Raw genomic sequence first — 26,138 nt, 5'->3', positions numbered from 1 at the left:
AAGCTAAGCAGGTTGTGACAGCTATCTACAATCCAGACACTTCACTTTAAGTCAGCATTAACTCACCGCAGCTTGGGTTCCATTACCGTTTGTTGCTGCACTTGTTGCAACACCTGACGCGATCGCAGGCGTTGAGGCTGAGCGGGTTGAACGTTTCCGGACTTTTCCTCCGGCTTGCATATATTGCAAACTATCCTTGCCATATCGAGTTGCCACACTCATCAGCATCTTTTCGGAGTAACTTCCCAAATCCTGCTCCAACAATCCAATGTGACCTGCCATTTCATCCAACTTTGACAGCATCGTGTTGTAACTGGATAGCTGCATCTGTAAGGTTTGAATGCGGTCATCGTACTCTATCAAGCTCAAGCCATCACCAAACTGTAGCGTTTCACTAATCGATCGCATGCCTGCTGCTCGGCGGATAGCTTTATTGAGTACAACAGAACCGCGTTTTGGTCTTGGCATAGATGCAACTCCACTTCAGTGTTTTGGGATTAATGGTTGTACTTTAATGGTTAACTCTATTAATCTCCCTGGGCAAAATTTCGCAAATATGAGGACAGGATTGCATTACAGCTAGATGAACTGGTTGATTATACTCAAGCGATCGCACCGTTTTGTAAAGCGATCGTAACATTTATCGTTTTGAGGCTTATCAATATCGTTTTAGGGTTTTCAATTCCTGTATTTACACGCTTAAAAATCGTTTTGAGGGGCTTAAAAATCGTTTTGAATAACCTAAATACCGTTTCGAGGCTCCCAAATATCGTTTTGAAAGTCCTCGTTATCGCTTCAAGGTTCCTCAACATCGTTTTGGGGTTTCTAAACCTTCTGTTCAGGTTCTCAATTACTGTTTTGAGGCTTCCCTTCTGTTCTCGTTGCGAGGTTCTGCCTTGCAATGTCACTTTAGAGGCTCCGCCTCCACCTTATTTTTAGACTATAGAAAATTAAGGTCTACGTCGAGCTTGACGAGAAAGAGCACGTCGCAATTCCACTGTTGTAACTGCCCCTAACAGCGATGTTGCAGTACGTTGGGTTAGCAACTCTATGATTTTGGCATTTACAAAACTAGCAGGGCTGTCATCCGGGAGGTTAATGAAGATGACTCCAGCTGTAAAATTCTCGTCCCAGGTTTTAACGTTGGTAAAGCCTCTATCTTTCGTGAGGATAATAGCATCTGTCGCTGTTGCTGTCGCCATTACCTCGGTGTCCGGTTGCCCCCGTAGTCCGATATCACGAACATCTTGAACGGTGAAACCTAGTTCAGCAATTTGTGGAGCCAGAGAACGAGGTAGATTTTCATCAACCAGTATGTTCAAGATCTATGCTCCTAATGGTATGACATCGGTTTGAGCAACCAAATTTGCTGCGTAGGCTAGAGCGGCTTGAAGTTGCTCGATAGTTAACTCATATTCTTTGATGACTTCTTCCATAGTCATTCCGCTAGCGAGTGACCCGATCGCTAGCGAAACAGGAACGCGAGTACCTGTAATGACAGGTTTGCCGTGATGAATCTCAGGATCGATGTTGATGTGAGGTGCAATTTCCATAGCAATTATCTCCTTTGTTCTATTTAAATCAAGATCTATTCTTTCTACGTCGTCCGCTTTTATCTTTAGGAGCAAAATGAAGGATTACTGGCATGTGTCTAACATAGAAGGGTTTTCCTGAACTTTCGTGTCTATGGCTTGACGTAAAAGCTAAATCTCTCATTTCACAGGGCTTGCAAACATAATCTGGCAACTCCTTACTCATCAAGTAAATTTGCCAATTGTCCATAATCGATTTCGCATTCTCTTGAAATATATAGATTATTAAGCCACCATGATTTTGATTAGAATCACCAGTTGAATATCTTGTAACCAGTTGTTGAAATCCCTCCCAAAGACAAGTATTGTCTCTATAGATTTTTGCTTCTCCCAACCATTTAAAGTCATCTTTTTTAACTACAAGGTCAACATGACCCCCGATTTTTGTGTCATGAGCTGCCTCATAGTTTAGGCTAAGTAACTGCCCCACTATGTCTATAGTTAATCGGTCTTCTGAATCTTTTTGACGCAACTCTCGATTATCTTGAATTTGATAAATGGCTCTATCTATATCCTGATAAATTTTCTTGATAAAGCTACCTTCTTCAGATTCTAACTCTCTCATCTCTTGAGTTTGTCGATAAATTTCATAATTGTAGAATCCACAGCGTGATTGAATTGCTGCGATCGCCCGAAAAGCATTTTCTCCAAGAGGTTTGGAAATCAAAGAAATAAGTTCTGGCAGAAATTTTGCAGCTTTATTGGTTTCTACCTGTCCTAATGCATAAGCTGCGACATAGGAAATTTCCCAAGGATCAGGATGTTTATTAAGATTTTCGTAATCCATAATCTGGATCAATCCTGAAACTGCTTCTTGACAACCAAACTTACCTAAAACTAAAGCTGCACTGAAGCTAACATCAAGGATTTTATGGTTAAGTTTTGGAAGAAGCAGAGGGATCACCTGTTTAGATGCAACATTCCATAAAGTAAAAGCAACTCGCCAGCGAATCCAAACATCTGAATGCTCAAGAACTTGAACCAACTCCTGAAGATGGTTTTCATCAAGAACTTTTGCAACATTCTCTTTAAGGCTGAGCATTCGTAAATAATATGCTGCCAACCTACATAGATGTTCTACTTGCTGACGATTATATGAATGCGATTTTGAAGGTGAAAGAACTGCAAGTAATGCAGAAATAATTGTTTCAGAACCAACTTTCTCTGAAGCCTCCACTGCTATACAACAGGCTCCAAAGTCCAAGTCTTCCATTGCTTTAAGAAGTTCTAGAACTAATTCTTCTACAGTTTGTGGATGTAGTATCGGAACTTCTCCCGTCTCCGAAGTTTCAGTTACAGACTTAAGTATGTCTTGATACTTCCTTAAGTCTCGTATAAATCTGCATTGCTCCGGAATTACTTTAGAATCAATGAGCATTAATGTAAGATAAGCATGACGACTAATATAGTCATCTGGATAATCGAGCAAAGGAATTAAGTAATTAATTACCGCCTTGGTTCCTATTTTCTGTAATATCTTAAGCTTGAGCCAAATTGGTTCTTCTGGTGCAATACTTGCAAGCTTATACATAACATCTGCGATAGCATCTGGTTGAGAGCCTATATTTATCTCTCTAACTAACCGCGCTCCTAGCATTAAATCAGTTGCAAGAGCTAACTCAATAAGCTGTTTTGCTTGACTTTTAGTTACGTCTGCTAGCCCAAGCATTAAGGCGATCGCCTCTGTCCACTTCAAATAATTGAGGTAGTAATGCTGAAATCGTTTGTCGTCAACGAGATCAGGATGCTTCTGTTGCAACATTTCTAGTAATCTCTCTGCTGCATAATATTCTTGAAGCAATTGATGACAAAAGCCGATCTGATTCTTACCTTTCTTTTGTAGTAGATGATGATTGAGTAAGTTTTCCAGGTATTCTCTAGCTTTTTGCTTAGGTTCTAGTGTTTGCTCACGCTCTAGAAATTGCCGGAAAACCTCAATAGCATCTTCCTCAGAAATCACTAACCGGAAATCGGTTGGTTTCTCGGAATGCATCATTTCAAACGCTAAGTGCTTCAGTAAATCACGAGCAACTGTAATCACCTTTCCAGCTTTACAGTTCCGTTCATAGCGTTTGGTGAATTCGCGCAGGGCTTCCCCCAGCGTTTCTGGAACGTCACCTGTTTGTTGAAAGACTTGATAGAGCATCCAGATCACCAGCGGCGTTTCACCCAAATCTCGAATGCGATCGCTCAATTCCTTTAACTTTTCCCCATTCTGCCCTGGCATCCGTTCTTGAATAAAGCGTTGCACTTCCGTTGATGATAAGGGCTGCAACTCTAGTTTTTGCTTGATGTAGTCTAAGCCACCTTGATCTGAATCCCGTGTTGTAAAGACTATAGACAAAGGCTTACGTTGAAATGTCCTCAAATCTGTCAGTGCGTCTTTAGGGAGTTCATTGACTCCATCAATTAACAGCAATAGGCGGTTTGCAGCGATTAATCTTCTAATACTTGAGATGTCTAAAGGGCACTCGTTATTCACTAAAAAATCTTCAATCAGATCCAAAATTCCAGAGTCACTGCGTCGATGAGTTGGATAAAGCTCTAACTCGACCAACACTGGAATTTTTGTTTGGGTGTCTTGCAGCAACGGGTCTTGTCTTGCCTGCTCAGATGCGTAGACCAGAAGTCTTTTCAAAACGGTTGATTTTCCCGCTCCCGGTCGTCCAATTAACAAGACGTGCTCTCGTGCTCTAATTGAATCTTCCCAAAGCTGCTGCAACGTAAGCAACTTTGGTGCCTCTTGAATCGATGCTTCACCCACTGATTGTTTAGGTTTCACCAATTGAACCGTTTGTTCAAAATCAAACAGAGGGGATTGACTATTTGATATGTCTGTCAGTGTGCCAAGATTCCACCACTCTGTATAGTGACGACCAATAGAATCTAGATAAGGCTGAAAGTCAATTGGGTCAGCCATGACGACATAAGGCAACAATTTTTTCTATGCTACACGACAAATTTCTGTCCTGACTTCAAGGTGTAGTCATTTAACTCCTAAACCAGTGCGTGATAGTTTTTCCTCACAGGTCTATAAGTTGGGCGCGATCGCCCAGTTCAACTCAACACCGTGGAAAGTATCTGGAACCGAGGTCTATATGAGATTTGTTTGCAAAAAGAGTTCAGAAGATATATCCGGCTGAAATCGGGTATGATTACTATGGAAATTCGATTTTAGATAGATTTTTATCTATGGTTTCACAAGTTTCTGAGCGTCAGATGCACTGGACCCGGTGGGTTCTAACGCTCGGTTGGCTACTCGTGATTATCTCCCTGTTCTACGACCCATGGACTCCGGCGTTAACCACACCGGATCATCCATGGAGTCCGTTACGGTTGCCAAATACTTGTGTTGAGGTGCAGGGCAAGTGCCTGACGGAGCAACCTTACCCAATCGGCACTACACTGTTTTGGGGGGCGATCGTTCCGTCAGCCATCTTTATCTTGCTGGTGTTTGGGCATGAGGTGTGGCGACGCATTTGCCCATTGTCTTTCTTATCGCAAATTCCCCGTGCGCTAAATTGGCAGCGTCAGTTTAAGCGGGAAAACCCAAAAACCGGAAAGGTGCGGTACGAGTTAGCAAAAGTTGCACCTGACTCGTGGCTTGGCAGGAACTACCCTTATTTGCAGTTTGGCTGGTTATTTGTCGGACTCTGCGGTCGGATTTTATTCTTCAATGCCGATCGCCTGGTGTTGGCGTTGTGGCTCCTATTTACAATCGCTGCTGCGATCGCAGTTGGCTATTTATATAGCGGCAAATCCTGGTGCCAATACTTTTGCCCGATGGCTCCAGTACAAAAGATTTATAGCGAACCGGGTGGCTTGTTTAGCAGCAAAGCCCACATGAGCAACAATCTGATTACTCAATCGATGTGCCGTGTGGTGCTACCCGATAACAAGGAGCAGAGTGCCTGTGTCGCCTGCCAAAATCCCTGTATCGACATTGATGCTGAACGGGCGTATTGGGATGAGTTGCCTAAGCCAGAAGCGTCTTTTCTTCGATATGGCTATATTGGCTTAGTGGTTGGCTATTTTGTTTACTACTATTTATACGCGGGTAACTGGGATTATTACTTTTCGGGGGCATGGGCACGTCAAACCGATCAACTGGCCTCGTTATTCGATCCGGGGTTTTATATTGCAGAACGGGCGATCGCGATTCCGAAGTTGGTAGCGGTGCCGCTGACGTTGGGAGCTTTTACGGCGATCGCCTACTATCTGGGGCAGTTCGTTGAAAAGCAGATAAGAGCTTATAACCGTCGCCATCAACTCAATTTCTCGTCTGATCTGATCCGCCATCGCATTTTTACCCTCTGCACCTTTGGTATTTTCAACTTCTTCTTCATCTTCGGAGGTCGCCCGTTAATCCAATTGCTGCCGCTCTGGGTGCAGTATATTTACGAGTTGGGTTTAGTCCTACTGAGTACGCTATGGGTTTATAAAACCTGGCGACGGAGTTCAGAGCTTTATTCGCGAGAGAGTCTGTCGAGTCGTTTCCGCAAGCAGTTGGCAAAGCTGCAAATCAACGTCTCACAGTTTTTAGATAACCGTTCTCTCGATGATTTGAATATCCATGAAGTGTATGTTTTAGCGAAAGTATTGCCCGGTTTTACAAAGGAAAAACGCCATCAGGTGTTTAAGGGAGTGTTACGCGAGGCACTGGAGGAAGGGTATGTCAACTACTCCAGCAGCCTGGAAGTGTTGAAACAGATGCGACAAGAACTGGATATTACGGAGGACGAACATCGCGAAATTTTGGATGAATTAGGTGTAGAAGATCCAGAGTTACTCAGCCCCAATCGTCAGCGCAACCTGGAAAACCTGGTGCGGCTGAATGGCTATCGCAAGTCGTTAGAACGGTTGATGCTCCTGCAAAAACAACAACCCACCCTGGTTTCGGAATCGCTTGTGCAGTCAAATTCAGCTGAGATCCGCACATTGCGTCGGCAATATGGCATTACTCCTCAAGAGGAAGATTGGATTCTCAGTGGCTTGGCTCCAGAATCGTCTGAGGTGAGACGGTCTGAGTTTTTGTTAGCTCAATTGCCGAATTTAATTGATTGCTATCGGGCACTCAATCAACCCCTGGTACGCGAATACAGTGCTCCTCTGGCGGTGCTGCGAGAAAGTGTGCAACACAAAAAAGAATTAATGGTGCGAACGGTTCTAGAAAGCCTGGAAAAGCTGGGCAATCAATCGTCTGCGATCGCCTTTGCTCAAACATTAGGACAGCTATCGCCTCAAGTATTGCTAAACCTATTGGAAACCGAAGAGTGGCAATCTCGCCTGCACCCGGATGTCATATCGGTGTTGACCCAACCCAACCCTGTAGCGGCATGTAGCTTGGAGTTTTCAAAGACAGACATTCTTGGATATCTTGAACAACTCATGGGCGATCGCAATCCTTTGATACAGGCTGTTTGCTTGTATATGATTGCTCAACTGGAATTTGATCAGGCCCAGGCGATCGCCCGCAACCTTCAAGGGGATCATCAACCTACACTGTTACAAGAAACGGCTAAAACTCTGTTGGCAAGTGTCACCCCTCATCCACCTCTGACAACCTTTCCAACGTTAGAGAAGTTGGTTTATCTGTATAACAGCGATTTCTTCCATCGGATGCACAATGAAACCCTGATTGCTCTCGCCAATCGCGCCCAGGTGAAGACATGCGCACCGGGGGATGTCATCACTGAAGAAGGTGATACCTGCCGGGAGTTGTTGCTGTTGATGGAGGGAACGGCTCAGATTCAATTTCACCAGGGTGAGGGTGAGGTACGGTTAGAAACGTTGCAACCCGGTCAGACGCTAGATGAGTTGGAAGTGTTAGCTCATACCGAATCTAAGAGCAAGATTGTAGCCAGTAGTGACCCAACTCGTATTCTGGCGATCGCGGTTGACACGTTTGATGATCTGCTCGACTCCGATCACGACTTTGCACGTCGGGTGTTGGAGTTGGAAAGTCGGCAATTACAACGGTTCATTCGATCGCTCCAAATGAGTCCTACTTGACCTGAGTTTGAGATGAAGAGGTCGGCGGTTTGCACCTTCTTCCGTAATCCGCCCTCAAATCAATTCGGGGCTAATCCTAAAGGCGTTGTTAACTTGGGAATGAGTGAGCCGCAAGCAGGATGCTTGCACTGGTTTAAACGATTCACCTGAAAGGAGTGTGAGCGAGACGCTCACGTCTGTGTCAAAATAATCATCCCTCTATTCAGCAACGCCCTATCACACTTAAGGCAATTTTCTTTTGTGTATGTCACACCGATTTAATGTTTGATTGTGGCAGATCACTGGGTAGGGGCGTTTCGCGAAACGCCCTTACGGAATCATGTGCAGCGAAGCCAATTCAAATTGGTATCACACCAACCCTTTGCTTTGCCTGTCCGTACAGGCGTTCGTCGTGTGGCATTCATCTGAAAACCGCCGCTATAGTAGCAATTCAATTGCGTAAATCTACAGTTCTTAACTAGAAACTTTAAATAACATCCGGGATCAGATGTTTTTTTTGTAAAAAGTATTACAAAATCAAAGCACTTCTCTACAGGAAGTGCCAGTATTGCTTATAGAGGTGGTCTATCTACGTCAGTATGGGTTGAAAGGTTGGTGAGTTGTAGCTTTAGCCCCGGCGATGGGGCAAAGGCGAGTCGGGAAGCCCCCCAGAATCAGGGTTTGAGCCATTAACTTTATCCTAAGCTTTTGACCAAAGCTATAAAGTGAATGACTCAACTGAACTGCATTGAATGTCGTGTGTGGATGATAGAAATTCAGGGTTTGCCCAACTGATATAGGTTAAATTTTGCGCTTGTAGGGTTCAACGACTTGGCTGAGCTTTGCCAAATGTTTGAGCTCACATTAAAGTCTGCTGCTTAAAGTCTGCTGCTTAAAGTCTGCTGCTTAAAGTCTGCTGCTTAAAGTCTGCTGCTTAAAGTCTGCCGTTTCAACTGTCAGTATCCCTATCTCGACTTCAGGTTATCTAAACCTGCGGATTTTACTTTGTGGCACTGATGTAGTGCAGTAATTCATCCTAAACACTTGTCATCAGTTAGTTGAAGTTACACCATACACTACTTGAATCAATATGGTTGATTTTACTGTAGCTATTTGTACTTTTAATGGGGAGAAACGTCTACCCCAGGTTTTAGAGCAACTTAAAGCCCAAATCCAGACAGAGACGATTTTTTGGGAGGTTATTGTTATTGACAATAACAGCACTGACAAAACAGCAGACGTTGTTCGTGATTACCAGAGAAAGTGGATCAAAAACTGTCATTTGATTTATTGCCGCGAATTAAAACAAGGTCTGGCTTTTGCAAGACAACGAGCTATTTTGAGTGCAAAGAGCAACCTGGTTGGTTTTTTGGATGATGACAACCTACCCAGTTTAGATTGGGTTTCACAGGCTTATCAATTTGCTCAAAATCATCCTGAAGCAGGGGCTTTCGGTAGCCAAATTCATGGTGATTTTGAAAAAATTCCTCCCAAAAATTTCAAAAAAATTGCATCTTTTCTGGCAATTGTAGAACGGGGTGAAAAAGCTTTTATTTATGAGCCAAAGCGTAGAATGTTACCCCCAGGAGCAGGGTTGGTTGTCAGACGGGAGGCATGGCAAAACCATGTCCCCAAGAAGCTTCTGCTCAAAGGTAGAGTGAATCAGTCCATGTTAGCCAGTGAAGATCTGGAAGCAATATGCTACATCCAGAATGCGGGTTGGCAAATCTGGTATAACCCAACAATGCATGTCCAACATAAGATTCCAGGTAGCCGCCTAGAACCGAAATATTTAATTCCGTTAATACGAGGAGTTGGACTGGCTCGATTTCATATTCGTATGACTCGAACGGCAGTTTGGCAGAAGCCGTTGATGCCTTTTGTGTATTTAATGAATGACCTCCGGAAGACATTTTTGTATTTCTTGAAATATCGAAATTCAATTAAAACGGATTTAATTGTTGCCTGCGAGTGGGAGTTTTTGTGCAGCAGTTTAATCAGTCCCTTCTATCTCTTGAAACATTGGATTAATAGCCATCTTTCTCGGTATTCTGATTTGCTAGATAGAAGCCAACTCAGGCTTAATTCTGCTGATCAATATTCAAGTGGATTGAAAGGTTAAGCACTGAGGTTTAGCAGTTTATGACTTACTCAACCGCAGAAGATTTGAAGCGATCGCTCCATCATGTCTTGGGGCAGTTAGATCGGTTTGAACAATGTGTTTTGCTGGATTATCCCGATTATTTAAACCTGGGTGATCACCTGATTTGGCTGGGTTCCATTTTCTATTTGACCCAAACTCTTCAGAGCAAAATCGTTTACACTGCCAGTGCAAATACCTTTTCGGCTTCGGCTATGGAAGACTGTATGGGCAATGCTCCCATTTTGCTCAACGGTGGAGGCAATTTGGGGGATCTGTGGATGCCCTGTCAGCGATTTCGAGAGCAGATTATCAGCCAGTATCGCGATCGCCCCATCGTTATCCTGCCGCAAAGCATTTATTTTGCACAGGCTGACAACTTAAAACGGGCAGCTGAGATCTTTAATGCTCATCCAAACTTGACTTTATTTACTCGTGACCAATTTAGTTACGAGTTTGCCCGTCAACACTTTCACAACTGCCAGGTATTTTTAGCCCCGGATATGGTGTTTCAACTGGCAGGAATGCCAGATTTATCATTGAATTTTTCTAATTCCTCGTCGGTGCTCTATCACTGTCGCACCGACCGCGAATTGAACCGTTCGTGTGTTCCCGCTCTCGATGTTCCAAATTTAGTGGTGCAAGATTGGGCATCTTATGGCTGGGTCTTGGGAATGAACCAATCTCCAATCAAACGGGCGATCGCCCAAATGATTCGGGCTGTGTGGCAACGGGGGTTGACCACGCTACGCGAGTGGATGTCTCGTCAAATCTGGTTATCAACTCACTCGCATCACGACTTGTTTTCAAGCCTCTATAACCCCGCGATGCATCGTCAATCGTGGGACTTTTTTCATAGTGGACTATATCAGTTTCAACAACATCGGCTGATTGTCACCAACCGCTTGCATGGGCACATTTTGTCTGTCCTATTGGGTATTCCCCATGTGTTCTTGCCCAACTCTTATCACAAGAATGAAGCCTTCTACCAAACCTGGACAAAAGACATCCCATTTTGCACGTTTGTGAATGATCCTGCTCACACTCAAAGTGCAATTGAAGAACTCCTCAGCCACAATTCATCAACACCATCGCATTCTTCAATGAGCCGTATAGCTTACTAAAGCGAATTTTTCCGATGCTGTTTCCTCGTTGATCCTCGGTTCCCTAAATTGTCATGGCTAACTTTGTTGCTATCGTAGATCCCAATCCAGAAAGGCGATCGCAATTTATCAAGACAGTCACCCCAATGTTGCCTCCGGTCGAAGGGTTACTGACCTATTTGTGTGAGTTGGGTGACTTTATTGCGGTTTGGGCAGCAACTCCAACAGCCCCTATCAGCTACGAAACAGATGTTACTGGAGCCGCCGTGTTGTTAGGAGAGGCGATCGCCCCCTATAGCGCAGAACGGATGACCGCAGCGACAATTCGAGATAAATGGCAGGGAGTAGACCCCAGCAGCTTTCCATCGTTTGATGGCTTCTACATGGCGATCGCCTATCATCCTGAGCGAGGATTAACCGTTGGAGCCGATATCTTGGGGTTGTTTCCGATTTACTACTACCAGCAGGGAGAAGTGCTGTTGGTGGCTTCTAGTCCAGAGTTGTTGCAATATCATCCCTGTTTCCATCGCCAATTTAACCCCAGTGGACTGGTTGGCATATTGCTGACCAATGGGTTAGCCGAGGGACAGACCCTCTGGTCAGGGGTGTATCGGTTGGGGGTGGGCTGTTTACTGATTGCCGAGGTTGGTCAGTCTGTTCGGGAGGTGACTCAGTACACTATTCCGCGATCGCTGTCGTATGACAAATACACACAGGCAACTTTTGCGGAGCAACTTGATGCGGTCGATCATGTCCTGAGTCAAACCATAGCCCGTCACACAAGCCCAGATACAACTCACATCCTAATGCTCTCAGGCGGCTTAGATTCGCGGCTTCTGGCAGGTTATTTACATCGCCAGCAGATTGATACCGTCGCACTCACCTTTGGTAGGTCTTCTGATCTAGAGATGAAATGTGCAACACCTGTTGCTCGTGCTCTGGGATTTCCTCACCATACCCGTGAAACTGACCTCAATCGTTATCCTGAATTGGCGCAGACTAGTGTCAAATGGAGTCACTTAGCGAACGGATTTAACATCGTCTTTGATAGCTCTCCTGAAACCGTGCAGCAACTCGGTTCTAGAATTGTGACTGGCTTTATCTTTGATGTGCTCATGGGTAAAGCCCCACGATACCTTTTGTTTGCCAAAGGTGGGTCGTTTGAGCCGTTCCTTCGAAAAGAAGTGAATGTCTCTGGAATTGCCCCAGAACTACTCGGTACTCTGCTCCGGCAGGAGGTGTTCGGGGATGCGCTGCAAGAAACGCTCGACCGCCTCCAGCAACGGTATCAGGGCTATTCTGATCTGGAATCAAGACGAGCACTGATCTTTAAGCTCCAACACCGACAACGCTTTCATGTGGGTTCAGGGGCGTGGCAGTTCAGTTTTAATGCTTGGCCTACAGTGCCAGTTTTAGATCGGCGGTTGCTAGAAACAATGACATCCCTGCCAGATGAAACGCTACATGGTCGCAAGATCCAAAATCGGCTGATATGCGATCGCTTTCCTCAACTCGCCCAACTGCCCCTCGATCGCAATTGCCATGACACCAAACCGCTCCAACCGACACCCCTGCGTCAACGTCTAGAACCGTTCTTCCAACTGCAACGTCGTTACTGGGGATTGCAACGACGGTTGGGGTATGACCGTCGTTATTATTACCGTGTCTTAGACAGCAACAATGTGGCGTGGCGAGCTATTCGGCGTCAGGCTGAACCTTATCGTGAGCGGGTGCAGCACTTGCTCCACAGAGACGTATTGGATCGTCTGCTTCCCAAACCGGATGTTAGGTTGCAGTTCCAGAGGGATGCCATTCTTGAGTCCTCTGCTACCAAAACTCTATTGGGATTTTTGTTGTGGTCTGCTGATCACTTGTAATAGCAACCGAGGGGGTGGTTAGGACGGGGTGCAGGGGTGGAACTCCTGGCTAGGGGGCAGTCTCCACACCCCTTTGTATTAATTGTCTCGATAGGTGCCATAAAAACAGGTGCCCGGAGCAGAGCGTTAAGAGCACATGACTGACTAAACATAAATGCGGTTATAGAGAAAAGGTATAAGGTTATGAATCAAGTTCATCTCTGGCAGGAGGAGGCGATCGCAGCTGATGGATACATCACGTTAAGTGCAACCTTTGAAGCCCCTCAACAGTCCCGAAAGTCGTTGTGGTATCGTGTCCCTCTGGAGTACAGCGATTATTTGACCCACAGTTGTGATCCATTTGTGATTGCAACGCTGTTTGTAGCCATGAGCCAATCCGCCGATTTAGTGGTTCACGGTGAGGTGTCTCCCTCTTTGATTCATAACCTGGAAGAGTTTCAGTCTGCCTGGTCGTGCTGGCGACCTGATCACTATCATCCGGTTGCAATTCAAGCAGAAACGGAGCAAGAACTCGTTAAGGCAAGCTCTGAGGAACGAGCGATTACTGCCTTTTCGGGTGGAGTAGATAGCTGTTACACCGCTCTACGTCACCGTCGAGGCTTGTGTAAGCGATCGCAACGAAACCTGCAAACGGGGATGTTAGTGCACGGATTTGATATCCCATTGAGACAAACGGATTCCTTTGACAAAGCGGTTGAAGGTTCGAGGGTTATGCTATCCAGCTTAGGGATGGATCTGATTCCGCTAGCGACCAATTTTCGCCAAGTGGTGAGACTGAATTGGGAAGATGTTTTTGGGGCAGCGATCGCCTCGTGTTTGACGCTGTTCCGAAATCACTACACCACAGGTTTAATTCCTGCCTCTTATTCCTATCACACTCTGGCGTTTCCCTATGGGTCTAACCCGGTTAGCGATCGCCTCCTATCGAGTCAGAGTTTTGAGATTGTGCATGATGGGGCAGATTCAGGGCGGATTCATAAGATTCGTCATCTTGCCAATTGGGATGAAGGGTTGCGTCATCTGCGGGTGTGCTGGGAGGGAGCGGATAAGTACCGTAACTGTGGACGTTGTGAAAAATGTATCCGTAACATTCTCAACTTTCGCATTATTGGAATAGATTCTCCTCCTTGTTTTGATCACCTTGTGACGAATCAAGAAGTTCGCTCGTTGCGCGTAAAAAATGCTCAATTAGATGCACTTAAATTTTTATTACGGGCTGCACAAGACGCTAATATTTCTGATTCCTGGGTACACGCATTAGAGCAAGCTATTCATCGAAACCAACGCATTGAGTTCATCAAATCCTGCGTGCCAGATTCTCTCAAACAGCAACTCAAACAATCTCAGTTCTTCTCTAAACGTTAACAAGTCAACATTCACAAATCAAATCAGTCACATCACAACCAAGAGGTATCTTCATGTTTGAAACGTATACTGATATCTTCAATCTACGTGGTATGCAGTATCATCAGGCAATAGTTGAATATCCAGATGCAAGACGCGAAGAATTTGAGCATACCATTCAAGCCGCCCAATTAGAAGATGGTCATGTCGTGTGTGATGTCCCTTCAGGAGGGTGTTACCTGAAACAGTTTATTCGCAAGTCGGTCAAATTGTTTTCGGTTGAAACGTCGAGTGCATTCGTTAAACAGTCTCAAGCGCAAGAGAATAACATTCCTCTATTATGTGAAGATGTCAGTCACATTCCACTAATATCCGGGACAATTGACCGAGCCATTAGTCTAGCAGGGTCGCATCACTTGCCAAGTAAACCTGCTCTCTATCAAGAAGTCCATCGTTTACTGAAACCTAACGGCATCTTTTGTTTAGCGGACGTGAGAGAGGGATCAGGAGTCGCAGAATTTCTCAATATTTTCGTCGATCACCATAATTCAGCAGGACACAAAGGCGAATTTCTCAACTCAGCGACCCAGGCGGAACTAGAGGCAGTTGGATTTCATGTCACTTACGCAGAGCCAATCCGCTATTATTGGCGATTCAGCCAAATCGATGACATGATTCGTTATTGCAAGTTGTTATTTGGTATCGATCAAGCAACTGATGCTCAAATCCTGGATGGCATCGGCTACTACCTGGGATTTAGTGCCAACTCTCAAGAGTGCTTGATGAATTGGGAGTTGTACTTCTTTCAGGGCATGAAATAGAGCTTTGGTCAGAAAGCTTAGGACACAGACAATGGGTTAAATCCTGATTCTGGAGCAGCTTTCTGACTCGCTTCCGCCCCATCAAATGTGGCTACGGCTTACAACTAATGGTTATGACCACCTTGATGGACGAGCAGTGCCACCGGGAAAGACTGTAATACCTGGGCGATCGCCATCGTATCATTAGCCTCGACAGTCTCTTGGGTAATCAGATTGTTCCAGGTTGAGGAGCCTGAAATGGGCAGTTTCAACACTGTATCCTGCCAAACTTCCCCAATGGGTAGCTGATCAGGTTGCACCACCGCCGTTAAAAATCGAGGCACAATAACGGCGATCGTGGTATCTCCGGTTTGCCGACTAAAGGCAACGATGTGATCTTGCCAGGAACCTGCTGCTCTGAGGGGTTGATATTGCCCCTGTTGAAACACCTGCAAATAGGCTCTACGGGCTTTGAGTGCTTGAACGGTAAGAAAGAGCTTAATTCGACCATCTTCTGGATGGGTGAGGAGTGCTTGAATCAGAGCGAGGGGGTCTGTCTTTGCCTGCTCTTGAATCTCATTGAGAAATGCCTGTCGTTGCTCAAAATCGACAGGACGACGGTTGTCGGGATCGACCAGGCTTAAGTCCCATAACTCTGTGCCCTGATAGAAGTCGGGGATGCCCGGAGAAGTCACTTTAATGAGGGTTTGAGAGAGAGAGTTAAAAATGCCATAGTAGGCCACTCGTTTCTGAAACGGCAGAAATTCCTTGAGAAAGTCGTTGTTTTCGGGGTTGCCGTCGGGTGTACCCAGAACCGATTCGACGAAATGGGTGCAGGCATCTTCGTAGGCACTGTTTTGACGTAACCAGGCGGTATACACCTTAGACTCACGAATGGCTTTGAGCATGTAATCTTTGACGCGCCCTACAAAGCTGTCGTATTCTGTTTCAGCAAAGGGGAATGCACCTAAAAGCGACTGATAAAAAGCGTATTCATCGTTGCGATCGGGCATTTGTGCGCCCTTTAACCGCGTCTTGTATTTGCGGTTGATGCCACTCCAACGGCGTACCTGCTGATGCCACTCATCGGGGATTTCAGAGAGGACATTGAGGCGCGATCGCACATCTTCACCGCGTTTGGTGTCGTGGGTGGAGGTGGCACTCATGGCATTTGCCCAACACTCCTGACGTTCTCGGTTAAAGTCGTGAAATTCGTCTGTCGAGATGCCAAAGCGTTCTGGGTTGCCGCCCACTTCGTTCAACGACAACAGCCGATTGTAGACATACAGAGCGGTATCCTCAACTCCTTTTGCCATCAGTGGTCCAGTGTATTGCTGAATTCGCATCACCAGATAGAGCCACTGATCTTTTTCAGCCTGCGTCAGGGTGTCTTCATATTGAAGCAACAACAACTTCTCAATAAAGTTCAACTCATTGACGAGCAGCGTTGTGTGCTCTTTTGCCGACTGAATCACGTTCTCGATGTAGGGGCGATCGCTCTCCAATACGCCACTGGAGTTAGTATATGTGCGATAAATTGGGAAGCGAGTTAATACCTCGGCTAACGCCCGCTTCAACCCATTCACAGTAAAGTCATTGCCATAGCGATATTTATTGGCAATCTTCTTCATGAGGATTGCTAAATTATCAATATCGCCTGCCAGATTTTTATCAATAATCAGGTGTTTCTTTTCAGCGACTAGTTCTTCAAAGGGAGTGTCACTACCTGTGAGATCAAAGTAAATCTGATCAAATGCCTCCTGGTTAGCGGTCTGACAAAAGATACTGTTGATATAGTTCATGTAGTCATAACCAGAAGTTCCTTCAATCTTCCAGACAGGTGGTAAATCTTCTCCGGGTTGAAGGATCTTCTCAACTGTAATATAGGTATCGCTGACCTTCTCTTGTAAGCGTTCTAAATACTGCGTTGGGTCGTATAAGCCATCAATGTGATCAATCCGCAACCCTGTAAATTTGCCCTCGTGAACAAGCTTGCAAATTAAATCATGAGTGTGATTAAAGACTTTCAATTCTTCAACTTTGACTGAAATCAACTCATTCACCGTAAAGAATCGGCGATAGTTGATTTCTTCTGCCCCAACTTTCCAATAGGAGAGCCGGAAGAACTGCTCTGACAGTAAGGTATCTAGCAGGTTAAAACTTTCGGTTTTGCCCGGTTCACCATTAAAAATGCTGAGATTTCCGTCAATAAATTCTTTGATTTCTGGGCTATCAAAATATAGATCCCATAGCATTCCTTTCACAAAGGCGGCTTGGTCTTCACGTTGTTGACCTGCTACATCCGATGAGAGATTTTTGAGCAGATAGAGAATACCTAACAGTCGAATAAAGTAAGGATGTTTGCGCCCTAGTTGTCTGGCTAACTGTCCTAAATGGTGGGATAGGAAAGTGGCGTAGGACTCTAAATTGAGAGGGATACAGAGACTGTAGTAATTGATGCTTAACCCTCTTTCGTCATATTTCAGTTGAATCTCACCATTCTCCAAACAGGCTCCATAGAAGTTGCCCAACAATGGCACTAGAATTGGCTCTTGAGTGGCTTCAAACGGTGAATTCCAGGCAATATCAAAATATTCAACATAACGAGAACTAGGACCGTTCTCCAACACATCGATCAACCACTGATTCTGGCTGTCATACGCCATGTGATTGGGCACAATATCCTGTAGCCACCCCATCTGGTAGCGTTGTAATTGCTCAACCAGAGCATCAAAGTCTGCCTGAGTTCCCAGTTCAGGGTTAATTTGATTAGGATTCGTGACATCATAACCGTGCGTACTGCCAGCGCGTGCTTGAAAAATCGGGGATGCATAGAGATCTGAAATCCCTAACTGAGCTAAGTAATCAACAATTTTTTGAGCATCGTTGAATTGATAAGCCGAGTTAAATTGAATCCGATAAGTTGCTACTGGGATACGCATAAAACAATAATTTAGAGTTGGGATTGTTTATACAGGGGCAAAGCATTCGACGGGACAAACCCTAACTCAGCGGTTGCTGATCGAATGCTTCGCCCCCGCGGATATCGCTTAAATCAACTGCTGCAATACGACGATCGCCCTTCCCGTAACAGGCACAGCCTGACTCCCCGTAAAGATACGCTCATCCTGGATAAACCGAGGTTCTTTCGTATCGATGACCATTTGCCACTCATCTGTCGCAAATGGTTCAGGGATGGTGAACTCAATCGTTTCCCAGTGGGCATTGAAGAAAAGAAGAAAACTATCGTCACTAATCTTTTGCCCTTGCACTCCTGGACTGGGAATTAAGTTGCCATTCAAGAAGAGGGCGATCGACTTGGCATAGCCAATATCCCACTGTTCTTGAGTCATCTCACTCCCATCGGGGTTGTACCAGTTGATGTCGGGCACGCCCCGAATGGCTTGTCCTTGGAACCATTTGCGACGACGAAATACGGGGTGTTGTCGGCGAAAGTAGACCAATTCTCGGCAAAAGTTCACCAGGTCTTCATTGCCCTGCACCAAGTCCCAGTTAAACCAGGAAATTTCACTGTCCTGGCAATAGCCGTTGTTGTTACCTTTTTGAGTGCGCCCCAGTTCATCGCCTCCTAACAACATGGGAATCCCTTGAGATAACATCAGAGTTGCCAGAAAGTTGCGACGCTGACGTTCTCGTAGTGCTAAGACCTCCGGGTCGTCCGTTTCTCCTTCAACCCCACAGTTCCAGGAACGGTTGTGGCTCTCCCCATCCTGGCTGTTTTCCCCGTTTGCCTCGTTATGTTTGTCGTTGTAACTGACTAAGTCATTGAGGGTAAAACCGTCGTGAGCAGTTACAAAGTTAATGCTGGCATTAGGTCGTCGTCCGTTTTGCTGGAAGTACAAATCAGGGCTACCCGTCAACCGATAGGCAAACTCTCCCAGGGTTTCGTCTTCACCTCGCCAAAAGTCTCGCACACAATCGCGATATTTGCCGTTCCACTCAGACCACAATACCGGGAAGTTACCTACCTGATAACCGCCATCTCCGATGTCCCAGGGTTCAGCGATCAGCTTCACATCTGCCAGAATGGGGTCTTGGTGAATGATGTCGAAGAAAGCAGACAGGCTATTTACTTCGTACAGTTCTCGGGCCAGAGCGGAGGCTAAGTCAAAGCGGAAGCCATCGACGTGCATTTCGGTGACCCAATAGCGGAGGCTGTCCATGATCAGCTTCAACACCTGGGGATGCCCTACATAGAGGGAATTACCACACCCCGTAAAGTCCATGTAGTATCGTTCATTGCCCTCTACCAGGCGATAGTAGTTGGAGTTGTCGATGCCTCTCAGGGAAACGGTGGGACCCATATGGTTACCTTCCCCAGTGTGGTTGTAGACCACATCTAAAATCACCTCAATTCCGGCGCGGTGCAGAGATTTGACCATCTCTTTGAACTCGCTTACTTGCTCGCCTAACATGCCGCTAGAACTGTAACCTGCGTAGGGAGATAGGAAGTTGATGGAGTCGTAACCCCAATAGTTTCTCAGTCCTTTATCCTGGAGGTGTCCTGGATATGCCAGAAAATGATGCACTGGCATGAGTTCAACAGCAGTGATGCCCAATCGCTGAAGATGTTCGATCGCCACAGGATGTCCCATGCCTGCGTAGGTTCCACGCAATTCTTCGGGAATATCAGGATGGAGCCTCGTGAACCCTTTAACATGAGCTTCGTAGATGATTGTTTCATGCCAGGGTGTCCGTAACAAAGTATCCCCTTCCCAATCAAATGATTCGTCAATTACCACCGATTTAGGCATTAGCGGTGCGCTGTCTAACTCGGAAAATGACAAATCTTCAGCCGGGCTATTCCAATCGTAGGCAAACAATTCTGGACCGTTACCCACGTCCCCATCGATCGCCTTGGCGTAGGGGTCAATCAGGAGCTTGTTGGGATTAAACCGAAACCCTCGTTCGGGTTCCCAGGGTCCATGGACTCGAAAACCATACCGTTGACCGGGTCCAATGCCAGGTAAGTAACCATGCCAGACGAAGTTGCTCACTTCTTTGAGAGCAATGCGCGTTTCTTGATCATTGCGATCGAACAAGCAAAGCTCAACCCCGGTAGCATTCTCTGAAAACAGAGCAAAGTTGGTTCCTTTTCCATCCCAATGAGCACCCAGAGGATAAACACTTCCGGGCCAAAGCGCAGTAAACATAGATAAGTCCTAAGAGCGAATAACTGAATTAGTGTTTATAAGAAGTGAAGCAGGGAAATAGTGTGGGGCTTCTAAACCCCTACCAAAAAAAATATGGAGCTATCAAAAAAGATACTGATCCCTTTTATAAATGGCTATCTCTCGCAAGGCAGAAAGGAAGATGAAGTGGACTGCCAGATAGTAAGGTAAAGCAATTTAACTGACATCAACCTCTTCTTTTTCAAACGCTTTAGAACATAGAACAGTCAGCCTATGCGATCGCTCATACTGCTATTCACAGAGAGGGTTCGGAAATAAAACAAGGGGGTGGGGGGGCTGCGCCTCCAGCCAGAGTTCCACCCCTGCACCCCAAATTCCCACCCCTATTTACGACGAGTTGTACTCAAGCAGAAGATTGTTCCAATTGAGGAAACAATGGAAGCTCTGTGTCAACTCAAACAACAGGGCAAGATTCGTGCAGTTGGGTTGTGCAACTTCTCGCGATCGCAGTTAGAGAAAGCCGCAACCTGTGGACAAATTGATAGTTTGCAAATTCCTTATTCCCTATTTTGGCGACAAGCGGAAAAGGATTTAATCCCTTATTGCATTCAACACGAGATCTGGTTTTGGCATATGCCCCTCTGGCACAGGGGCTTTTAACCGGAAAGTTTCAACTGGTCGATCAATTTGACGCCAAAGATATGCGTCCGCGCAACAAGCTGTTTCAACGTGAGAATTATGCGCACGCACTACAAGCCATTGAACAGCTACGACCGATCGTGGCAGGCTATCAGACGAGCCTCAGTAGTCTGGCTTTGGCATGGTTACTGGCAACCCCAAACGAGTGTAGTCGTTGGAGCGAGTGATGCTGAACAGGTTATGCAAAATGCAAAAGCTGTTGAAATTAAACTCTCAACTCGCGATCGCCAAACCATAGAAGCTATTGGACGGATGGTTACAGACCATCTGGGAGATGACTCTATCTTGTGGTATGCAGTTCCGCTCAGACAGCGCATCGTGTCAAAACTCACATCTCTGCAAAAACGAGTTGTCGGAAAAGCCCAACGGCAATAGGTTGCCATGACAACGCGTCTATAATCCCATCAGTGAGAAGTCCGCAGGAGGGTAGTTCCATATAAGTGAAGGCTTTTCTACTTTGCCCCCCAACCCTTCAAAATTGCTACGGTGTACACAGATCTCTGAATTGGTCTTAAAACTCCTGCATTTTGCCCCCCAAGCCCCAAATTTGGGGGACTTCTGAGCCTGCCCAACCACCATTTGCTCCGGAGCCGATTACGATAGCATCAAATATTGGTTATTTGTGAATAGTATTCATGAAATTACACGGTGGATGACTAATTGGATTAAGTTGCTACCAGCAATTTTCAGAGTTCTATTGAGAGTTTATACAAACTTCATTAACAGCTCTCACATAGTAATGCTGAGTGACATATACACGCAGATTGATTGATTATAAAAAGCTGAAAACAACCCCCTAGCCATTTACATATCACACGCTTGGTATGAACAAGGTCGATTCTTAAGAAGACTTAGGAACCTGAGTAAATACACGGCTAGCGAATTAAAAGAGTAATATCTAACAACAGAAGAGTTAGATAAATTACATAGGCTGGGTAAGTACTTTTAATTTTATTCCCAGACTTTATTATAAAAATATGTAAAAAGCATAAAACCATAATAAAGTTATGGTGGAAATATACTTTTACAAGTAGAGAATTTACAGTTTGAACACGATAATTCATCTGAACAAATTGTTGCTGTATATACAGTTTTCTAAGTTATAGAGTTCAAAAATTGTTTGTGAGAGAGATGGGGGATAAAGCTTGAGCCAAAGGTTTCATCGTTCGGATGTCTGGCAAAGCTTAGTCAAGCCGTCGAACGCTACAGCAGTAAAACGAGCTGCATTCCCTAAGCAAGTCCCCAGCGTCTATCGCTCATGAAGAAACTCTTTCCGTAGCTGCAAGTTATAGCCGCAGATACATTCGATGGGATGGAGACACGTCAGAAAGATTTCCCAGCATCTGGGTTTGAGCCATTGCCTTTGCCTCAAACTTTCTGACTAAAGCTATATTTAGCCTGTAATCGTGCTTCCAAGATTTTGAGCCAAGAAACCATGCGTGAATTCATTCAAGTTCCGACTAATTCTATCCATCCTATGACTCGTGCTGAGTGGCGCAATTGGTTAGAGCAACATCACACTCGACCCGATGGAGTCTGGTTGATTAGCTACAAAAAGGGAACAGGCAAACCCCGATTTGATTACGATGAAGCCGTGGAAGAGGCATTGTGCTTTGGCTGGATTGATAGCAAACCCAATAAGCTGGATGAGGAGCGATCGCTGTTGTGGTTTGCCCCTCGAAAACCTCGAACAGGATGGTCAAAGTTGAATAAGGAACGGGTTGAGCGGTTGATGGCGCAGGGGTTGATGATGCCTCCTGGACTGGCGAAGGTGGAAGCTGCCAAACAAGATGGTTCCTGGAACGCACTGGATGCGATCGAGGCGTTGGAGATTCCACCGGATTTAGAAGCCGCCTTGATTAGCTGTGCTCCTGCTCAGCAAAACTTTGAGGCATTTCCACGGTCGGTGAAGCGGGGTATTTTAGAGTGGATCGCGTCTGCCAAGAAGCCAGAGACACGCGCCAAACGGATTGCTGAAACGGCTCAATTGGCGGCTCAAAACATGCGAGCCAATCAGTGGCGGTCATGAGCGGTCATGATTAGTGGCGATCGCCGTTCCTAACAAAATCAAGGCACAACCCAGCATCATCGATGAGGTGATCGGCTCTTGCAACACTAATGCTCCCCATAACATAGCAAACAGCGGTACCAGATACGTGACGGTTAACGCTTGGGTGGAGCCAACATTGCGAATTAGCCGAAAATAGAGAATGTAAGCAAAGGCAGTAGACACCAATGCCAGTGCCAGCACGGTCACGAGAATAGAAGGACCAGGAATGGTTGTTGGAGCGGTGAATGGCATTGCAGGTAACAAAAACACAGCCGCGCTCAATTGGCTCATGGTGGCAGTGACCAGTGGTGGAACACCAGCCAGATGTTGTTTAGCGTAGGGAGCCGCGATCGCATAACACAGTGCAGCCAAAAGGCTAGCTCCTGCCGCTAATAGAAACGTAGGAGTCAGGGCGATCGGTTTTAGACCAATCAGGATCACAACTCCGATAAACCCCAAAATAAAGCCGATAAACCGTCTCAAGGTCAGCTTTTCGTTAAACCAGACCCGTACCACCACCATTCCAAACAGGGGAGCAGTTGCATTCAAGATGGAGGTAAATCCAGCAGGTAGCGACAGCGTTGCAAAGGCTAACAATACAAAGGGCAAGGCTGAGTTGACACAGCCCACGATAAACAGGGGAAGGCTTTTGCGGCGCACCTCATGCCATAGATTCAGCCGCATGAGAATGGGGAGGAGCGCAAGCCCTGCCAGCAACACACGAATCTCAATCAACCAGACGGGACCAAGGGCAGGAGCCGCAATTCGCATGAATAGGAAGGAACCACCCCAAACAGCAGCTAACAGGAGGAGTTCGGCAATGTCTAGCGATCGCATAAAGAATGTGGTGTGGGGTGTGGGGGTGGAGGGGTGTTTCAGATAACGCTATCGTGGACGCCGTTAGACAACTATCAATTTCTTGCGGTGTAATCGCGTCATGATGCTTTTGATGCAGACGCACGATGTTCTCGGCTGAGCAAAGCCACACCTAAACTGGCGATCGCCACTCCCACGATTTGCAGCCCACTCAGCATTTCCTGAATGGCAACCCATGCCAATACAGCGGTCAGGGCAGGATTGCTGGCAGCTACCATGGCGGCTGATGTGGCTCCAATCGACCGGATACCAATGTTATTCAGCAGATGTCCGGCAAAGGTAAACAGGGCAGAGAGCAATCCTCCAATCCATAAGGGCACCCAGGGCAGATGAGCCTCTTGCCCGTGCCATACTAAAAGGCTAATCCCGGATAGGACAAGGGTTGTAGCGAAACTAAGCCAGGTAAAAGGGACTGGATGCAGTCTCTCAAAACTCTTCTGGGCAAAGACGGTATAAAGCGCGTAGGTGACCCCTGCGGCTAATCCTGTAGTGATGCCAATCCAGGTGTGGTTGGTGGTTGTGGTGCTGTGGTGGGGAATGGTTAACGCACTGCCGACAAAAACAAAGCTCATGACGCTCCAGCGAAGCAGTGTCGGGCGATCGCCAAACCACCGCCAGGAAAATAACGCGGTAAACACCGGGTAGGTAAAGAACAGCGTCATGGAGATGCCCGCAGCAATCATGCCCAGAGAAACGTAGAGCAATGCCAGGTAGAGAAACATTAACAATCCACAGCCAACGGACTGTAATAGGAGCGATCGCTGCTCTAGTTGTCGCAAGCGTCCCAGTTCTTTCCATGTGGGGGGATAAAGTTGAGAGGCGATCGCCCCCATCAATGGCACAACCAACACCATCCGCATAAACATTAATAGAAAGGAATGTTGCAATGTTGGTGTGACAAATCCACCTGTTTGAATCACCCCCAAAATGCTGACTTGATTAAACAGCACCCGAACGATGACATTTTGAAAACAGAAGAAAAAGGAGGACAACAGAACAATTAGAAAGCCCAGCACAACAACTAACACCTGTGATTACAGCCTTCTCATCTTATCGACTGAGCCTTTGGTATGAATTGTTTTTCGCCAGGATTAATAGCTGGACAACTTAACGCAAGCATCATCAACGGGGGGCTACTCTTTGAAGTTTCCAGAAACATACCGGATTGTGTCAATAGGCGACGTAGATCATAAGCAAACCCTCATTCCAGGGCAATTAATCCCTCCCTCCTCGTACACGTCAGGATTTTTTGTATGCTGCTTCCGATCGCTTCAATTTTTGACATCGTTACAACAGATGCAAAGATAGGTACAAATACAGAGACAGAAATCGATACTCCCCGTTGTTCTACGATGCTGGTGCAGGGAGATAGCGGTGCAGATGTCCTGGAGTTACAACGGCTTTTGTTGCGGTGGTCTGCCTTTTCGGGTTATCGCCAAACGGATGATGCGGATGGCATGAGTGGGTACTTTGATGAAGCCGTCAGAACGGCAGTAGAAACCTTTCAAGGAGCAATGTTTTTGCAGCCAAACGGCGTTGTTGGAGCGTTGACGTGGCGATCGCTCTACAGTGGGGTTCCTATCCATATGCCAACGTTGCACCCCGGTGCTCAAGGCATTGAAGTCTCACGCTTACAAAAAATTCTTGCGGCAACGGCTGACCTACCCTCTGATGCCATCACCAGCGTTTATGACGCTACAACCGAACAGGTCGTGCGACAGGTGCAGGATCAGGCGGGTTTGAGTGTTAGCGGAATTGTGGATAGCGATACCTGGCGTGCTTTGAGTCGGGCGATCGCCTATTCTCGTATGGCGGGTAACAACCAGAGTTCTAATAGAGAAGGATAAACGGCACCGTAAATATAGCTTTGGTCAGGAAGCTTGAGGCAAAGGCAGTGGCTCAAACCCGGATGCTGGGAAAGCTTCCTGACTCGCCTCCGCCCCATCGCATGTGGCTACGGATATATAGCGATCCTAAATCGTTTGTGAAAGTGCCCGCCCAAAGGGCGGGCACTTTCACAAACAGCTTTTTTCACAAATCAAATAGGATTGCTAAATCACGAGTGAGTGTTGATTTTTAGTAAATCAGCACTCTTTTTGTATGTAATATCCCTGGGTTCTGGGTAATATCCGTTGTAACTCTCGAACCTGAACCCAAATAAATCAAGGTTTGATTCAGAGAAACTGCTGAAGACGTAAAGTTTTCATGTTGGTTAAAACAGAGAATAGGAAGATGCAAAAGCATCTCAATCTGAAGAAATTTGGTGCGATCGATGTAACCCATTTCAATCTGGGTTGACAGAAGATCAATTATCTGTTCTTCAAATTGATGGAGCTGCTCTTATCTAATTTTTGATTAGATTGGTGTATCGTCAGGTTAGTATCGTCTTGGGCATTCTGCCAGAAAAACGTCTGATCTTGTATTCTGAAATACATTCAAAACAGAATTGTTTAACGTTGTAAATAACGATTAAACCCTTTCAGAAGCAAGCATCTCAGCCATTTTCTTTCACA

The 26,138-nt window shown here is 45.9% G+C and carries 18 protein-coding genes and 1 pseudogene; 11 read left to right on the top strand and 8 right to left on the bottom strand.

Annotated elements, in window-relative coordinates:
- Positions 1-57: 57 nt before the first annotated feature.
- From H6G89_RS26055 to H6G89_RS26040, 4 genes are all read right to left on the bottom strand, one after another.
- Entirely contained in the window at positions 58-468 is a 411-nt protein-coding gene (locus tag H6G89_RS26055; RefSeq protein WP_190512077.1) for a hypothetical protein, read from the bottom strand.
- A 482-nt stretch (positions 469-950) separates the two neighbouring features.
- A complete protein-coding gene (locus H6G89_RS26050) occupies positions 951-1,322 on the bottom strand; it encodes a DUF5615 family PIN-like protein (RefSeq protein ID WP_190512075.1) in 372 nt (123 codons plus the stop codon).
- A gap of 3 nt (positions 1,323-1,325) precedes the next feature.
- Positions 1,326-1,553 (bottom strand): DUF433 domain-containing protein, encoded by a 228-nt coding sequence (locus H6G89_RS26045; RefSeq protein ID WP_190512073.1) that lies wholly within the window; start codon positions 1,551-1,553, stop codon positions 1,326-1,328.
- 28 nt (positions 1,554-1,581) lie between these two features.
- A complete protein-coding gene (locus tag H6G89_RS26040) occupies positions 1,582-4,512 on the bottom strand; it encodes a HEAT repeat domain-containing protein (protein WP_190512071.1) in 2,931 nt (976 codons plus the stop codon).
- A gap of 272 nt (positions 4,513-4,784) precedes the next feature.
- On the opposite strand from H6G89_RS26040, the gene H6G89_RS26035 reads away from it, so the two are divergent.
- The 7 genes from H6G89_RS26035 to H6G89_RS26005 all read left to right on the top strand — a co-directional run bounded on the left by H6G89_RS26035 (position 4,785) and on the right by H6G89_RS26005 (position 14,868).
- Positions 4,785-7,604 (top strand): cyclic nucleotide-binding domain-containing protein, encoded by a 2,820-nt coding sequence (locus tag H6G89_RS26035; RefSeq protein ID WP_190512069.1) that lies wholly within the window; start codon positions 4,785-4,787, stop codon positions 7,602-7,604.
- Positions 7,605-7,874: 270 nt separating this feature from the next.
- On the top strand, positions 7,875-8,012 hold the full coding sequence (locus H6G89_RS26030) for a hypothetical protein (protein WP_190512067.1): 138 nt from the start codon (positions 7,875-7,877) through the stop codon (positions 8,010-8,012).
- Between the two features lie 661 nt (positions 8,013-8,673).
- Entirely contained in the window at positions 8,674-9,705 is a 1,032-nt protein-coding gene (hpsE, locus tag H6G89_RS26025) for a hormogonium polysaccharide biosynthesis glycosyltransferase HpsE (RefSeq protein ID WP_190512065.1), read from the top strand.
- A 20-nt stretch (positions 9,706-9,725) separates the two neighbouring features.
- Positions 9,726-10,847: a polysaccharide pyruvyl transferase family protein gene (locus H6G89_RS26020; protein ID WP_190512063.1), complete on the top strand. Its 1,122-nt coding sequence runs from the start codon at positions 9,726-9,728 to the stop codon at positions 10,845-10,847.
- Between the two features lie 53 nt (positions 10,848-10,900).
- Positions 10,901-12,703 carry an asparagine synthase-related protein gene (locus H6G89_RS26015; protein ID WP_190512061.1) on the top strand — a complete coding sequence of 601 codons (1,803 nt, stop codon included), beginning with the start codon at positions 10,901-10,903 and terminating at the stop codon, positions 12,701-12,703.
- Positions 12,704-12,886: 183 nt separating this feature from the next.
- Entirely contained in the window at positions 12,887-14,068 is a 1,182-nt protein-coding gene (locus H6G89_RS26010; RefSeq protein ID WP_190512058.1) for a hypothetical protein, read from the top strand.
- 53 nt (positions 14,069-14,121) lie between these two features.
- Positions 14,122-14,868: a class I SAM-dependent methyltransferase gene (locus tag H6G89_RS26005; protein WP_190512056.1), complete on the top strand. Its 747-nt coding sequence runs from the start codon at positions 14,122-14,124 to the stop codon at positions 14,866-14,868.
- 104 nt (positions 14,869-14,972) lie between these two features.
- On the opposite strand, the gene treY is transcribed toward H6G89_RS26005, so the two are convergent.
- Both treY and glgX read right to left on the bottom strand, forming a co-directional pair.
- The gene (treY, locus tag H6G89_RS26000; RefSeq protein ID WP_190512054.1) at positions 14,973-17,789 is read right to left on the bottom strand and encodes a malto-oligosyltrehalose synthase; all 2,817 of its coding nucleotides are present in this window, start codon (positions 17,787-17,789) and stop codon (positions 14,973-14,975) included.
- Positions 17,790-17,897: 108 nt separating this feature from the next.
- Positions 17,898-20,021: a glycogen debranching protein GlgX gene (glgX, locus tag H6G89_RS25995; protein WP_190512052.1), complete on the bottom strand. Its 2,124-nt coding sequence runs from the start codon at positions 20,019-20,021 to the stop codon at positions 17,898-17,900.
- A 414-nt stretch (positions 20,022-20,435) separates the two neighbouring features.
- On the opposite strand from glgX, the pseudogene H6G89_RS36475 reads away from it, so the two are divergent.
- From H6G89_RS36475 to H6G89_RS25985, 3 genes and pseudogenes are all read left to right on the top strand, one after another.
- Positions 20,436-20,866 (top strand): annotated as a pseudogene (locus tag H6G89_RS36475) (aldo/keto reductase).
- A gap of 13 nt (positions 20,867-20,879) precedes the next feature.
- Positions 20,880-21,074, top strand: a complete 195-nt coding sequence (locus H6G89_RS34570) for a hypothetical protein (protein ID WP_199336937.1) — start codon at positions 20,880-20,882, stop codon at positions 21,072-21,074.
- A gap of 1,102 nt (positions 21,075-22,176) precedes the next feature.
- Complete coding sequence (locus H6G89_RS25985) at positions 22,177-22,728, top strand: YdeI/OmpD-associated family protein (RefSeq protein ID WP_242060124.1); 552 nt, start codon at positions 22,177-22,179, stop codon at positions 22,726-22,728.
- Here the strand turns inward: H6G89_RS25985 and H6G89_RS25980 are convergent.
- Together H6G89_RS25980 and H6G89_RS25975 are read right to left on the bottom strand one after the other, a co-directional pair.
- Entirely contained in the window at positions 22,723-23,586 is an 864-nt protein-coding gene (locus H6G89_RS25980; RefSeq protein ID WP_190512048.1) for a DMT family transporter, read from the bottom strand. The two genes, H6G89_RS25985 and H6G89_RS25980, sit on opposite strands and share 6 nt — an antisense overlap.
- Before the next feature lie 98 nt (positions 23,587-23,684).
- A complete protein-coding gene (locus H6G89_RS25975; RefSeq protein ID WP_190512047.1) occupies positions 23,685-24,641 on the bottom strand; it encodes a DMT family transporter in 957 nt (318 codons plus the stop codon).
- Between the two features lie 237 nt (positions 24,642-24,878).
- Between H6G89_RS25975 and H6G89_RS25970 the strand changes: the two genes are divergently transcribed.
- Positions 24,879-25,472: a peptidoglycan-binding domain-containing protein gene (locus H6G89_RS25970; protein WP_190512045.1), complete on the top strand. Its 594-nt coding sequence runs from the start codon at positions 24,879-24,881 to the stop codon at positions 25,470-25,472.
- Positions 25,473-26,138: the final 666 nt, after the last annotated feature.

It is taken from the genome of Oscillatoria sp. FACHB-1407, assembly GCF_014697545.1.
GTDB lineage: Bacteria > Cyanobacteriota > Cyanobacteriia > Elainellales > Elainellaceae > FACHB-1407.
The sequence above is the reverse complement of the archived record's forward strand: the minus strand, read 5'-3'. Positions and strand labels throughout refer to the sequence as shown.

Excerpts from the sequence above, each read along its gene's own strand:
- H6G89_RS25970 (WP_190512045.1), top strand. The coding sequence starts at position 24,879 with ATGCTGCTTCCGATCGCTTCAATTTTTGACATCGTTACAACAGATGCA.
- glgX (WP_190512052.1), bottom strand. The coding sequence starts at position 20,021 with ATGTTTACTGCGCTTTGGCCCGGAAGTGTTTATCCTCTGGGTGCTCAT.
- H6G89_RS26020 (WP_190512063.1), top strand. The coding sequence starts at position 9,726 with ATGACTTACTCAACCGCAGAAGATTTGAAGCGATCGCTCCATCATGTC.
- H6G89_RS34570 (WP_199336937.1), top strand. The coding sequence starts at position 20,880 with ATGCAAAATGCAAAAGCTGTTGAAATTAAACTCTCAACTCGCGATCGC.
- H6G89_RS26055 (WP_190512077.1), bottom strand. The coding sequence starts at position 468 with ATGCCAAGACCAAAACGCGGTTCTGTTGTACTCAATAAAGCTATCCGC.
- treY (WP_190512054.1), bottom strand. The coding sequence starts at position 17,789 with ATGCGTATCCCAGTAGCAACTTATCGGATTCAATTTAACTCGGCTTAT.
- H6G89_RS25985 (WP_242060124.1), top strand. The coding sequence starts at position 22,177 with ATGACTCGTGCTGAGTGGCGCAATTGGTTAGAGCAACATCACACTCGA.
- H6G89_RS26015 (WP_190512061.1), top strand. The coding sequence starts at position 10,901 with ATGGCTAACTTTGTTGCTATCGTAGATCCCAATCCAGAAAGGCGATCG.
- H6G89_RS26010 (WP_190512058.1), top strand. The coding sequence starts at position 12,887 with ATGAATCAAGTTCATCTCTGGCAGGAGGAGGCGATCGCAGCTGATGGA.
- H6G89_RS26045 (WP_190512073.1), bottom strand. The coding sequence starts at position 1,553 with ATGGAAATTGCACCTCACATCAACATCGATCCTGAGATTCATCACGGC.
- H6G89_RS26040 (WP_190512071.1), bottom strand. The coding sequence starts at position 4,512 with ATGGCTGACCCAATTGACTTTCAGCCTTATCTAGATTCTATTGGTCGT.
- hpsE (WP_190512065.1), top strand. The coding sequence starts at position 8,674 with ATGGTTGATTTTACTGTAGCTATTTGTACTTTTAATGGGGAGAAACGT.
- H6G89_RS26005 (WP_190512056.1), top strand. The coding sequence starts at position 14,122 with ATGTTTGAAACGTATACTGATATCTTCAATCTACGTGGTATGCAGTAT.
- H6G89_RS26035 (WP_190512069.1), top strand. The coding sequence starts at position 4,785 with ATGGTTTCACAAGTTTCTGAGCGTCAGATGCACTGGACCCGGTGGGTT.
- H6G89_RS25980 (WP_190512048.1), bottom strand. The coding sequence starts at position 23,586 with ATGCGATCGCTAGACATTGCCGAACTCCTCCTGTTAGCTGCTGTTTGG.